The organism is Megasphaera sp. (assembly GCF_047831605.1).
GTDB classification, from domain to species: domain Bacteria; phylum Bacillota; class Negativicutes; order Veillonellales; family Megasphaeraceae; genus Megasphaera; species Megasphaera intestinihominis.
This window is the reverse complement of the sequence record NZ_CP181255.1, coordinates 1,541,698-1,554,348: the sequence shown is the minus strand read 5'-3', so window position 1 is coordinate 1,554,348 and position 12,651 is coordinate 1,541,698. Positions and strand designations below refer to the sequence as shown.

The following is a 12,651-nucleotide window of genomic DNA, read 5'->3' as shown; positions in this document are numbered from 1 at the left end:
CGCCACGTGCGAGCCCCTACAATTGCGCAGACAGGCGATAACTAATTCACGGCCTGTAGCCTTGCGCATAAATGTATGCAAAAAAAGGGCTTGTTGCACATGCAACAAGCCCTTTTAAGTTGCTAGTGGTTAGCAGTTAGTGATTAGAAAATTTAAATTCCATTTCTACAGACTACAAACTCCATACTGCAAACTATAAAGAGAAAGGGGCCTCGCATGATGGCAGAAACCTTCGTGCGACAGCCCCTCTTTTAAGTATCAAGTTTGTAGTTTTTAGTTTGCAGTTATTGGCTAAAAATTTAACCTCTTTCTACAAACTCGGCACTACAAACTTTAAACTATCTTTTAGCCTTCGATTTCGGATACGACACCAGCACCTACGGTACGGCCGCCTTCACGGATAGCGAAGCGCAGGCCTGCTTCGATAGCAATCGGTGTGATGAGTTCGACTTCCATCTTGACGTTATCGCCAGGCATGCACATTTCTGTGCCTTCCGGCAGGGTGATGACACCCGTTACGTCAGTCGTGCGGAAGTAGAACTGCGGACGATAGCCGTTGAAGAACGGCGTATGACGGCCGCCTTCATCTTTGGTCAGGACATAGACCTGAGCCTTGAATTTCGTGTGCGGATGAATCGTGCCCGGTTTAGCCAGGACCTGGCCGCGTTCGACGTCTTTGCGGTCGATGCCACGGAGCAGTGCGCCGATGTTGTCGCCTGCTTCTGCGAGGTCCAGGATCTTACGGAACATTTCAACGCCCGTAACGACGGTATCTTTCGGTTTATCAGCGAGGCCGACGATTTCGACAGCGTCACCGACTTTGATCGTACCACGTTCGACACGGCCCGTAGCAACCGTACCACGGCCGGTGATGGTGAATACGTCTTCGACAGGCATCAGGAACGGCTGGTCCGTCGGACGTTTCGGCGTCGGGATGTAGCTGTCGACAGCATCCATCAAGTCGAGGATGGATTTTTCAGCTTCCGGATCGCCTTCGAGGGCTTTCAATGCAGAACCTACGATGATAGGTACTTCATCGCCAGGATAATCATATTCAGTCAGGAGGTCGCGGACTTCCATTTCAACGAGTTCAATCAGTTCCGGATCGTCGACCTGGTCAGCTTTGTTGAGGTATACGACGATAGCCGGTACACCGACCTGGCGGGCCAGGAGGATGTGTTCACGAGTCTGCGGCATCGGGCCGTCAGCTGCGGATACAACGAGGATAGCACCATCCATCTGAGCTGCACCAGTGATCATGTTCTTGACATAGTCAGCATGCCCCGGGCAGTCAACATGTGCATAGTGGCGTTTTTCCGTTTCATATTCGACGTGCGCCGTGTTGATCGTAATACCACGTTCACGTTCTTCCGGAGCCTTGTCAATATCGGAGTAATCTTCGAACTTGGCAAAGCCCTTCTTTGCTAATACTTTCGTAATAGCAGCCGTTAATGTCGTTTTGCCATGGTCGACGTGACCAATCGTACCGATATTAACATGCGGTTTTGTTCTTTCATAATGTTCTTTTGCCATTGTAATCATTTCCTCCTTTAGGAAAAAAACAGCTACCCACTTGTATTCTATCACACATCCATACTCTTTGCTTAAAAAAATAGGAAAATTTAAACAAAAAATATTTTTGCATATAGAAATAACCTCGTATGCACGAGGTTATTAGTGTGGTGGCGGCTCGGAGATTCGAACTCTGGACACTGCGGGTATGAACCGCATGCTCTAGCCAACTGAGCTAAGCCGCCATGTGTGGAGCTATTGACCGGGATTGAACCGGTGACCTTATCCTTACCAAGGATACGCTCTACCGACTGAGCTACAACAGCTTATGAACTGGTCAAAGCCAATTATGAAGTTGTTTTTTTACCTGACAGTAAAAAAATTTGGTAGCGGGGGCAGGACTTGAACCTACGACCTTCGGGTTATGAGCCCGACGAGCTACCAACTGCTCCACCCCGCGATGATTGGTGGTGGGGGAAGGATTCGAACCTTCGAAGGCAAACGCCGGCAGATTTACAGTCTGCTCCCTTTAGCCACTCGGGAACCCCACCATTTACTGGAGCCAACGATAGGACTTGAACCTACAACCTACTGATTACAAGTCAGTTGCTCTACCAATTGAGCTACGTTGGCTTACTGTTCCGTGGAACGTAGTCTATTATATCAAAGGACTGACGTTCTGTCAAGAACTTTTTTATCAGCTTTTCTTATTTCTTCTGACGAGGCAGAACCCCGTTTCAAAAGGCTCTGTCAGAACCGCTGACTTGATTAGTATACTATACCCCACGGAATAATGCAAGTGCTTTTTACACTTTTTTTAAATTAATTTTATCTACCCTTCATGCTGCGTGTCCAGGTTGAGGAACAGCGTGAACTCGTTCTTGAAGTAGAGCTTGACCGACCCGACAGGGCCGTTGCGGTGTTTGGCCAGGATGACTTCTGTAATGTGCTGGTTCTCCGTTTCCTTATCGTAGTAATCTTCGCGGTACAAGAAGGAAACGATATCCGCATCCTGTTCCAGGGCCCCCGATTCGCGGAGGTCACTGAGCATAGGCCGTTTATCCTGCCGGCTTTCGACACTGCGGCTGAGCTGGGACAAGGCGATGAGCGGTACTTTCAGTTCCCGCGCCAGGGCCTTGAGGGACCGGGAAATCTCGGAGATTTCCTGCTGGCGGCTTTCGGCATTGCGCCCCTGCATGAGCTGCAGGTAGTCGACGATAATCAGGTCCAGGCCGTGTTCCGACTTGAGGCGCCGCGCTTTCGATCGCATTTCGGCGACAGAGATGCCCGGCGTATCGTCGATGTAAATGGGCGACTCATAAAGCTTGTCGCAGGCATCGGTCAGGCGCGTCCACTCTTCATCGCTGTTGAGCTGGCCTGTGCGCAGTTTCTGCGAGTCGATATGGGCGATTTGGCAGAGCAGTCGCTGGACTAGCTGTTCCTGGGACATTTCCAGGGAAAAGAAGGCTACCGTCTTATGCTGACGGACGCCGACGTTCTGGGCGATGTTCAGGGTAAAGGCCGTCTTGCCCATACTCGGACGGGCAGCGACCAGGATCAGGTCCGACGGCTGCAGGCCTGACGTCATGCGGTCCAGGTCGCGGAATCCCGTCGGCAGGCCGGTGAGGCCCGCTTTATTTTCATAGAGCTTGGTGATCTTGTCCAGGGTCACTTCGACGACGGCGCCGACGGAAGCGAAATCGCCGCGGTTCTTTGTATCCGACAGCTGGAGAATGCGCCGTTCGGCATCGTCCAGGAGGGCTTCCGTTTCCTTTTGGCCGTCATAGGCTTCCGTCGTCAGTTCGGTACACGTCGAAATGAGGTTGCGCGCCAGGGCCTTCTCGGCGACGATATTGGCGTAATATTCGATATTGGCCGCTGACCCGACCAGGTTCGGCAGGTTCAGGACGTATTCGAGACCGCCTACATCGTCGAGCTTCTTCATGCGTTTCAACTCGTCCGGCAGGGTGATGACGTCGATTTCTTTATTTTCCCGATGGAGGTGTTCCATGGCCTCGAAGATGATGCGATGGACGTCGCGGTAAAAATCCTGGGACTGGAGCTTTTCCATAGCGACGATGACGGCATCATGGGATAAGAGCATCGCCCCCAGGACGGCTTGTTCCGCCTCTACGTTCTGCGGTGGAATCCGCTGTTCCATATTAGGTTCTCTCCTGTTCGACCAACATCAGTTTCAGTACGTCGTCGATGGTGACGGCATAGTGGATATTCAGGCCTAAATGGCGTTCCGGGATATCATGAGCATTTTCTTTCGGGATGATGATTCCTTTCATGCCAGCCTGACGGGCGCCATAAGCCTTTTCAAAGACGCCGCCGACGGGCTTGACCTGGCCCTGGATGGAAATTTCCCCGGTCAGGGCCATGTCCTGGCGGACCGGCTTGCCTGTGATGGCCGAGATGAGGGCCGTCGTAATGGCACAGCCTGCCGACGGGCCGTCGATATTGCCGCCGCCGACGAAGTTGATGTTGACGTCGTAATCGGACAGTTCCTTACCGGTCATGCGGCGGACGACAGCGGCTGCGTTGAACATGGAGTCCTTGGCCATGGAACCGGCCGTATCGTTGAAGCGGTAATACCCCTTCCCCGGCGCCCGCGCCGGAAAGGCGACGGCTTCGATTTCAATGGCCGAGCCGAGGTAACCGGCGACGCCGAGGCCGAAGACCTTGCCGACGACAGGCGTATCGCTGGCCTTTTCCGTCACATAAGGCACGAGGCGGCTGATCTGGGCGACGCGGCGGACGTGGTCGCAGGTGATGCGCACGTGGTCCTTGGAGCCCGATTTAAAGACAGACAGGCCATATGTATCGGCCAGGATGTTGACGGCCTTGCGGCCTTCGATGGTGAACTCACTGATCAATTTGGCCACGCCGTCTTCCAGTTCCGCCCCCAGCTGGGCAGCGGCATTGGTGACAATCTGTTCGATATCCGACGGGATGAGGGGTTCAAAGAAGATTTCAGCGCAGCGCGACCGGATGGCCGGATTGATTTCCGACGGGTCCCGCGTCGTCGCACCGATGAGGATGAAGTCGGCCGGAGCCCCTTCGGCAAAGAGTTTCTTGATATACTTCGGCACATTCGGGTCGTCTTCGTCGTAATAAGCCGATTCAAAACGGACCCGCTTGTCTTCCATGACTTTCAGCAGCTTGTTGAGCAGCATCGGGTCCACTTCCCCGATTTCGTCGATGAAGAGGATGCCGCCATGGGCTTCGGTGACCAGGCCCGGCTTCGGTTCCGGGATCCCCGTATCGGCCAGGTCGCGGCGGGCGCCCTGATAAATCGGGTCGTGGACCGAACCGATGAGGGGGTTGGTCATATCCCGCGAATCCCAGCGCAGTGTCGTCCCGTCCGTTTCGATAAAGGGCGCATCAGGGCCAAACGGTGTAAAGGGCAGCTTCTTGGCTTCGTCGAGGACGATGCGGGCAGCCGTCGTCTTGCCGACGCCAGGCGGTCCGTAGAGGAGCAGGTGCTGCGGATAGACAGACGATAACTTGCTCTGCATGGCTTCCACGGCCCGTTCCTGGCCGACAATAGCCCGGAGCTGTTTCGGCCGTACCCGTTCCATGACCGATTCCGTAAGATGGACGTTTTCCAGGTCGTCCAATTCCTTGAGCTTGCGCTTGGTCTGCGGCGTTTCGACGTCGTGCAGTTCTTCCTTGATGAGTTCCATCTTGATTTCCCGCACGTATTCCTGCTGTTTTTCATCCATGCGCTGGCTGATTTTCTTTTCCAGCCGTTCTTCTACGGCCTGACGGGCCAGCATCTCAGCCAGGACCATTTCCAGTTCATTGAGGACGTTGATGACTTCATCGTCATCGGGTACTTTATCATACGAGACGTCTTCATAGATGAGGCGCTGCAGTCCGACCAGGCGCTGGCGCGGGTCTTCGGAATGGATGTACGACAAGGCAGAGTACTTACTGGCCCGGAGGACCATCTTTTCAGACCCTATAAGACCAGTAAAAGCGCCATAAAGCACGTTAACCTGACGGCGGAGTTCTTCCTCCGCCGTCGGTTCGAGGTACTTATGGCGCTGTAATAATTTGTCCAATAATTCTTTCATTGTATCCCCTTATGGCTTATGATCAGCCTTCTACAACGTGTATTTTGATGACACTGGTAATCGTCGGATGGACGCGGATGGTAACATCGTAATCGCCGAGCGATTTAATCGGATCCTTGATTTCTACTTTTTTCTTGTCCAGGTCGATATCGTACTGGGCCTTGGCCGCTTCGCTGATAGTCTTGCCCGTAATGGCACCGAAGACTTTGCCGCCTTCGCCGACTTTAACGGGAATGGTCAGTTCGACTTTCTTCAGCTGGCTGGCCAGGATGACGGCTTCATCCGAAGCGACCTGGGCCTTATGCTTGGCAGCGGCTTTTTTCTGTTTGGCATCGTTGAGGTTTTCCGATGTGCCGGGAGCGGCTAATTTACGGGGCAGGAGGAAGTTGCGGCCATAGCCTTCCGATACTTCGATGATGTCCCCTTTCTTACCGAGTTTTTTTACATCCTGTAATAAGATTACTTTCATTTTTCATCAATCTCCTTGTCTTTATCTATGATTTCATGGAGGGCTGCCATGACGTCCCCCTGGGCTTCGACCAGGGTCCGGCCACGCAGCTGGGCACCGGCAACGGTACGGTGGCCGCCGCCGCCGAGAGCTTCCATGACTAATTGTACATTGATTTCGCCTTTCGAGCGGGCGCTGACACCGATGCAGTCATCGGCCAGATAATAGAAAGTGAAGCTGGCTTCGACGCTGTCGATGTTGATGAGCATATCCGCTACCTGGGCGGCGATGATGGTGGCATTGCGCTGACCCTTGGGGCAGCTGGCCATGGCGACGCCGTCGCTGATTTGGGCACCGGACAAGATGAGGGCCCGGTCCTTGACGGTATCGAAGTCAGAGCTGAACAGTTCGCGGACGATATCCGGATCCGCTCCGCAGCGGCGCAGATACGACGCGGCGTCGAAAGTGCGCACGCCGGTCTGGACGGCGAAGTTCTTGGTGTCGACGATGATGCCGGCATAGAGGGCCGTCGCTTCGATCTTCGTCAATTCTACATCTTCCTGGAAATATTGCAAGAGCTCCGTCACCAGTTCGCTCGTCGAAGAACTCGACGTTTCCGTATAGGTCAGCAAGGGCTTCTTGATGAAGTCCGAACTGCGGCGGTGATGGTCGATGACGACGCGCCGGTCCGTTTCGTCCAGCAAAGCCGGGGCTACGGTCATGTCCGGGCGGTGCGTATCGACGATGAACAGCAGGGTCTGGCTGTTGCAGATGTTCTCCGCCGTTTCTGCCGAAATGAGCAGGTCCTTGAAATCGGGATTATCCATGATCTGATCTTCCAGGCGCCGGATGGCGTCGGTCTGATTGCTGACGACGACATGTACTGGCTTGCCTGCCAGGCGGGCCATGTGGGCTACGCCGACGGCAGCGCCGATGCTGTCATAGTCTTCCCGTTCATGTCCCATGACCAGGACCATATCGCTCGTATCGATGAGTTCGTGGATGGCCTGGGCGACGACGCGGGCCCGGACGCGGGTATTCTTTTCGACGCTGCGCGTCTTGCCGCCGTAGAAGTGAGGCGATCCGTCCTCTTCATAGACGACGACCTGGTCGCCGCCGCGGCCCAGAGCCAGGTCGAGGCCGGCCCGGGCTTTCGTAGCCAGTTCGTTGAAATTGGCTTTGCCCGCCGCAATGACGTCGCTCGGGAAGAGGGCGATGCCCATGCTGAGCGTCACGGGGATGCGGTTGACCGTATGGATGGAACGGATTTTTTCCAGGAAAGAAAAGTTATCTTCCTTATAATATTCCAGCGTATCCCGGCTCATGCAGGCAATGTACTTCTCATTGCCGTAAGCCCAGATAAAGCAATTATGGCCGGACAGCTCGCCGATAAGGCAGTTGTTGACGTTGGTCACCAGCGTAGCCCGCTGGACAGCCGTCATCCCCTTGGCAACTTCCTCCAGGTTGTCGATCTCGATATCGCAGAAAACGGGGACAGCAGCCAGGGAATTCAGCTTCTGCCGTTCCGTATCGGTAATGTCTTCAAAATAGAGGATGAGGTAATTGTCATCGTCAGCGGCTTCGGTCTGCAGATACTTGTAGACGACGCGGTAATAGCGTTCGCCGATGTGTTCAAAGAAATATCCCGATTTCCCCCAGAACTTATCGACTTTCAAGTTCGGCATGATGTGGTCCAGCTGCTGGTCGTTGTCGATGTCGCCGACCCAGTCTCGGAAGACGCTGTTGGCCCAGCACAAGTTGGACTGCATGTCGATGATGGCAATGCCGATAGGCAGATTCTGCACGGCATACGTCGAAGCCTGGTCGACGCTCTTGGAGATGGCATCGAAGAACTGGCTGATTTCCCGGTTGCGTTCGTTATGGTTCTTGCGGGTCAGGACATAAGCCCCGCCGATGAGGATCAGGGCCAGCAAGGCGATGACCCAATTATATACGGCAATGATGATAAGCAGCAAGACGGTAATCAGGAAGAAAGGTTCTTCCGACCGCCTTGACAGCAACGTTTTAAACATGGTTCCGCCCCCTGCGTACTAAAGCGTACGACCTTTTTTTCTATAATTCGTGAGCATGTCGAAGATGCCGGCTAAAAAGGCAGCATACGAAAAAACAGGCATGACAAAAAATGAGATGAGGATCAGGGCCTGAAGGCCATTCCCTAAACGGAAACGGCTGCTGAGGAGATAAAAGACGAAGGCAATTCCCTGGATACAGATGAAGAAGAAGGCAATCTGATTGAGATTCATGCCGATGATATTGAGCCAGGTAATATCCCGTGTCACTCCCCAGTATTTCATGACCAATGCCAATATATATAAGTATATCATACTACGGGGTATTTCCCAATAACGAATAGGCAAAAACGCCTTGAGCGAAAAGCCGAGACGGCGCAGGATGACCTGGGAAATCTTGATGTTCGCGTAGGCGATGATGGCCGTCCCCAGACAGAGGAACATGGGCAGCAGCGACGGCAGCATCTCCCGGACCTGGTTGAGCTGGGCCCGCGTTTCTGCCAATTTGACGTCAGACATGCCCTGTTGCTGGTACTGGGCCATCATGCTGTCCATGAACTGCGTGAAGAAATCGTTCATCTGGGTAAAGACGTTGACGTCGAGGACAACATAGGACAATAGGGCGATGACGACGAAGACGGCGACCAGGGCCGCTGTAACCGTCCCCAAGAGGCGTACAGCCGACCATTCATAGCGAAAGCCAGCTCCCAGGGCCAGGCCGACGGCACCGAAGCTCAGGAATTGGACCAATGCCGTCACCGGGTCGATGAACAACCCCATGAGGAAGCCTACGGTCACGCCCAGCAGCAAGGTCTGGCGCAGACCGTATTTCATGAAAATGATGACCATGGGAATGGGCATGATGAAATAACCAATAAAAGAAAAAATCGGCACGTATGTACTGAGAAGCGTAAAGACCAGCATAATGGCGGCAAAACAGCCGGCCGTCGTCAGCGGGGTGACACGCCTCTGCTCCATAACAGTTCCCCCTTTCGTCGGGACTGAGAAACAGCGGAGGCACGAGATGCCTCCGCTGTCACAGTAACAAACATCAAATTATACTTCCATGATGATCGGCAGGATCATCGGACGACGCCGTGTCTTTTCATAGAGATAACGGCTCAGCGTATCGCGGACCTGGGACTTGATGACAGCCCATTCGCGGATATTACCGGCTTCGCAGCGTTCGAGGACGGCGGCGACGCGGTCATGAGCTTCGCGGATCAATTCTTCCGAATCGCGGACATAGACGAAGCCGCGGGAAACGATATCCGGGCCGGCCAGGGGATGGCTCGTCCCTTTGGCCAGGGTCATGACGACGATGACGACACCTTCCATAGCCAGCTGCTGGCGGTCGCGGATGACGATGTTGCCGACATCGCCGACGCCGAGACCGTCGATGAAGACGCGGCCTGCATTGACATGGCCTGTCTTATGGCCGGAACGGTTCGAGAATTCAAAGATCTGGCCGTTGTCGCCGATGAGGACGTGGTCCTTGGCAACGCCCATCATGACGGCCAGGTCGCCGTGCGTCTTGAGCATGCGGTATTCGCCGTGGACAGGGATGAAATACTTCGGTTTGATCAGTTCCAGCATGAGCTTCAGTTCTTCCTGGCTGGCATGGCCGGATACGTGGATTTTCTTATCCCGGCCGGCGATGACATTGGCACCGAGGCGCATGAGGTTATCAATGGTGCGGCTGACACCGGTTTCATTGCCTGGGATAGGCGTAGCCGAAATGATGACTGTATCGCCAGGCATGATGCTGACGCTGCGATGGTTGTTGGAAGCCATGCGCGACAGGCCGGCCATGGGTTCGCCCTGGCTGCCCGTCGTCAAGATGAGGATCTGGTCATCGGGATAACGGTTCAGTTCATCCGGTTCGATGAGGACACCTTCGGGAACGTCGAGATAGCCCAGTTCAATGGCAATCTGGACGTTGTTGACCATGCTGCGGCCGAGGACGGTGACTTTGCGCTTGAACTGCACTGCCGTATTGATAGCCTGTTGGATACGGGAAATATTCGAGGCGAATGTCGCCAGGATGATACGGCCTTTTGCAGCGCGGAAAGCCTTGCGGAAAGCATGGCCGACAGTCGTTTCCGATTCGGTGTAGCCCGGCCGTTCGGCATTGGTGCTGTCCGACATGAGCAGCAGGACGCCGCGGCGGCCTAATTCAGCAAATTTATGGATGTCCATCTGACGGCCATCGACTGGCGTCAGGTCCATCTTAAAGTCGCCTGTATGGACAATGGTGCCTATGGGAGTCCGGAAATACAGGGCACTGGCATCCGGGATGGAGTGGTTCGTATGGATGAAGCCGACCTTCATACAGCCGATCTGTACTTCATCACCATGATGCACTTCATTCAGTGTATAATTCGTAATGTGATTTTCTTTCAGTTTCCCTTCGATGAGGCCGCATACGAGCTTGGTGGCGTATACGGGCACATTTACTTCATTGAGCAAGTAGGACAAACCGCCGATATGGTCTTCATGACCATGGGTGATGACGACGGCCCGTACTTTGTCCCGGTTTTCAATCAAGTAACTCATGTCCGGGATGACGAGGTCGATGCCGAACATGTCGTCATCCGGGAAGGCCAGGCCGGCGTCGATGACGATAATATCATTCCCGTACTGGATGACCGTCATATTCTTGCCGATTTCACCTAAACCACCTAAGGGAATTACCATGAGTTTTTCTTTTTTAGCCAAAATATACCTCCTAAAAATAAATATAGTTGTATCCGTTCCAACCGGAGCCCGGCAGACCAGGCTGCAGGTCTATCCTATATGTAGATATAACGAACAGTAATGGATTTTCTTCCTTCTATCATATTTTCCGTTATTTCCGGGACTCTGTCAATAATCTATCGTCTCTTTTTGTGAAAACTCTTAACTTTTCATAAAAAATTTACATTTATTTTGCCGATTTGATGACTTTTTCCGGCACGGTCAGCTGTGTTCCCTGGGGCAGGGCCGTGCAATCGATGGTCAGGCTGACTTCGCTCATTTTGATGAACGACTGGGCTACGGCCTTGTCGGCGTCACTGCGGCCATATTCATCGACCAGCGTCAGGGCCAGGCTGCGCAGCTGGTCCGTCAAGGGCAGGGAGATGCGGGAAATGCGCTTCGTCGCCGGGTCGATGGTGACGACCGTCGATAAGTCGCCGCACTGCTGCAAGCCCTGGAGGACTTTGGTCATGACGCGGATCTGTTCGGCCGTCATGCCGTTTTTCTTCCACTGGGCCTGGTCGGCCGGATTATAGATATGGGAAGCGTCGAAGACGACGTTGTAATCATTGCCGCCGGCAGCGGTGACTTTTTTCACGCCAGCCAGGACATTGTAGTCCTGACGCAGGTAATCGGCCAAGGGCTTGCTGTCCTTCAAATCATAGCTCTTCTTTTCCCATTCATCGCCATCTTCCTGGTAATAGACGTCGATTTTTTTCCCGTTCTGGACGGCATAGGCTTTCCCTTCAGGGACTTTCTTCATCGTCGTCGCAGCAAAACCCGTTACCTTAGCCTGGGACTGGATGACGAAAGGCCGTTCCTGGACGTCGATATTGTTGACGACGGCCCCTTCGCCGACAAAGGGCATCTTGAGGCCCAGTTTCAGCGTATAAGAGCCCTGAGGATGGGCCGCCATGTTGCGGGCCGCTTCTTCATATGTTGCCTGCGGTGAAGCAGCCAGTGCCATACCGCCGATCGATGCAGCTGCCATGACCAGGCAGCACATTTTCTTCCAAGAATGTGTCAATCTCATTTTGTCCACCCTGCTTTCTTATATAATTCATAAAAGTGATGAATCGGGCCATGGCCCTTGCCAATGGGTTCAGCATGGGCAATGCCTTCAAAGACGTACTCTTTCGCCGCACCGACTGCGTCTGGCAGACTCAGGCCATTGGCCAGGTTCGAGGCGATGGCGCTCGATAAGGAGCAGCCTGTCCCATGGGTACTCGTGCTTTCCAGGCGTTTCCCCTTATAATAATGAAAATCATGGCCATCGAAGAGGATATCCGTCACATCGGCAATGCGATGACCGCCTTTGACCAGGACGGCTTTGGCACCCATGGCGGCAATGGCCTTGGCCGCTTCTTCCATGTCGTGCAGGCTTTCAATGGATTTCCCTGTCAGCACTTCGGCTTCCGGCAGATTCGGCGTCAGGAGATCGGCCATGGGAAGGAGGACTTCCTTCAGCGTCTGTTCGGCTTCCGGTACCAGCAGGCGATGGCCGCTGGTAGCAACCATGACCGGATCGATGACGATATACGGCGGCTGGTATTGTTTCAATTTATCGGCGATGACGCGGATCGTTTCAGGTACACTGACCATGCCGATTTTGACGGCGTCGACGTCGATATCTTCAAAGACCGCATCGATCTGCGAAGCAATGAGGTCCGGCGTGATGTCCATATAGCCGCGCACGCCCTGGGTGTTCTGGGAAACGACGGCCGTAATGACATTCAAGGCAAAGCAGCCGTGGGCACAAAAAGTCTTGCAATCCGCAGCGGCACCGGCTCCGCCAGAAGGATCCGTCCCGGCAATGGATAATACATGTTTCATCATGAGTACA

At 53.9% G+C, this 12,651-nt stretch carries 9 protein-coding genes and 5 tRNA genes; all 14 read right to left on the bottom strand.

Annotation, left to right across the window (positions count from 1 at the left end):
- Positions 1 to 345: 345 nt before the first annotated feature.
- The 14 genes from tuf to thiD all read right to left on the bottom strand — a co-directional run bounded on the left by tuf (position 346) and on the right by thiD (position 12,644).
- Positions 346 to 1,533, bottom strand: coding sequence for an elongation factor Tu (gene tuf, locus ACFWUB_RS07430; RefSeq protein ID WP_020311652.1), 1,188 nt, complete (start codon positions 1,531 to 1,533; stop codon positions 346 to 348).
- Positions 1,534 to 1,680: 147 nt separating this feature from the next.
- Positions 1,681 to 1,757 (bottom strand) — tRNA-Met (locus ACFWUB_RS07425).
- Between the two features lie 5 nt (positions 1,758 to 1,762).
- A tRNA-Thr gene (locus tag ACFWUB_RS07420) sits at positions 1,763 to 1,838 on the bottom strand.
- A 58-nt stretch (positions 1,839 to 1,896) separates the two neighbouring features.
- Positions 1,897 to 1,972: transfer RNA gene (locus ACFWUB_RS07415), tRNA-Met, on the bottom strand.
- Between the two features lie 5 nt (positions 1,973 to 1,977).
- Positions 1,978 to 2,063, bottom strand: a tRNA-Tyr gene (locus ACFWUB_RS07410).
- Positions 2,064 to 2,069: 6 nt separating this feature from the next.
- Positions 2,070 to 2,145: transfer RNA gene (locus ACFWUB_RS07405), tRNA-Thr, on the bottom strand.
- A gap of 199 nt (positions 2,146 to 2,344) precedes the next feature.
- Positions 2,345 to 3,673, bottom strand: coding sequence for a replicative DNA helicase (gene dnaB, locus ACFWUB_RS07400; RefSeq protein ID WP_020723716.1), 1,329 nt, complete (start codon positions 3,671 to 3,673; stop codon positions 2,345 to 2,347).
- 1 nt (position 3,674) lies between these two features.
- Positions 3,675 to 5,594: a Lon family ATP-dependent protease gene (lonC, locus tag ACFWUB_RS07395; RefSeq protein WP_416183736.1), complete on the bottom strand. Its 1,920-nt coding sequence runs from the start codon at positions 5,592 to 5,594 to the stop codon at positions 3,675 to 3,677.
- A gap of 22 nt (positions 5,595 to 5,616) precedes the next feature.
- Positions 5,617 to 6,063 (bottom strand): 50S ribosomal protein L9, encoded by a 447-nt coding sequence (rplI, locus tag ACFWUB_RS07390; RefSeq protein ID WP_020311654.1) that lies wholly within the window; start codon positions 6,061 to 6,063, stop codon positions 5,617 to 5,619.
- Positions 6,060 to 8,075: a DHH family phosphoesterase gene (locus tag ACFWUB_RS07385; protein WP_301876881.1), complete on the bottom strand. Its 2,016-nt coding sequence runs from the start codon at positions 8,073 to 8,075 to the stop codon at positions 6,060 to 6,062. Before ACFWUB_RS07385 ends, rplI begins: the two co-directional genes overlap by 4 nt.
- 18 nt (positions 8,076 to 8,093) lie before the next feature.
- Positions 8,094 to 9,050: a YybS family protein gene (locus tag ACFWUB_RS07380; protein WP_416183735.1), complete on the bottom strand. Its 957-nt coding sequence runs from the start codon at positions 9,048 to 9,050 to the stop codon at positions 8,094 to 8,096.
- Positions 9,051 to 9,128: 78 nt separating this feature from the next.
- Positions 9,129 to 10,790, bottom strand: coding sequence for a ribonuclease J (locus tag ACFWUB_RS07375; protein ID WP_302681467.1), 1,662 nt, complete (start codon positions 10,788 to 10,790; stop codon positions 9,129 to 9,131).
- Between the two features lie 205 nt (positions 10,791 to 10,995).
- Positions 10,996 to 11,841, bottom strand: coding sequence for a hypothetical protein (locus tag ACFWUB_RS07370; protein WP_020311658.1), 846 nt, complete (start codon positions 11,839 to 11,841; stop codon positions 10,996 to 10,998).
- Positions 11,838 to 12,644: a bifunctional hydroxymethylpyrimidine kinase/phosphomethylpyrimidine kinase gene (gene thiD / locus ACFWUB_RS07365; RefSeq protein ID WP_301876880.1), complete on the bottom strand. Its 807-nt coding sequence runs from the start codon at positions 12,642 to 12,644 to the stop codon at positions 11,838 to 11,840. Before thiD ends, ACFWUB_RS07370 begins: the two co-directional genes overlap by 4 nt.
- Between the last annotated feature and the right edge of the window lie 7 nt (positions 12,645 to 12,651).

What these genes read in the sequence shown, in the direction of transcription:
- tuf (WP_020311652.1), bottom strand. Translation starts at nt 1,533, where the DNA reads ATGGCAAAAGAACATTATGAAAGAACAAAACCGCATGTTAATATCGGT.
- dnaB (WP_020723716.1), bottom strand. Translation starts at nt 3,673, where the DNA reads ATGGAACAGCGGATTCCACCGCAGAACGTAGAGGCGGAACAAGCCGTC.
- lonC (WP_416183736.1), bottom strand. Translation starts at nt 5,594, where the DNA reads ATGAAAGAATTATTGGACAAATTATTACAGCGCCATAAGTACCTCGAA.
- rplI (WP_020311654.1), bottom strand. Translation starts at nt 6,063, where the DNA reads ATGAAAGTAATCTTATTACAGGATGTAAAAAAACTCGGTAAGAAAGGG.
- ACFWUB_RS07385 (WP_301876881.1), bottom strand. Translation starts at nt 8,075, where the DNA reads ATGTTTAAAACGTTGCTGTCAAGGCGGTCGGAAGAACCTTTCTTCCTG.
- ACFWUB_RS07380 (WP_416183735.1), bottom strand. Translation starts at nt 9,050, where the DNA reads ATGGAGCAGAGGCGTGTCACCCCGCTGACGACGGCCGGCTGTTTTGCC.
- ACFWUB_RS07370 (WP_020311658.1), bottom strand. Translation starts at nt 11,841, where the DNA reads ATGAGATTGACACATTCTTGGAAGAAAATGTGCTGCCTGGTCATGGCA.
- thiD (WP_301876880.1), bottom strand. Translation starts at nt 12,644, where the DNA reads ATGATGAAACATGTATTATCCATTGCCGGGACGGATCCTTCTGGCGGA.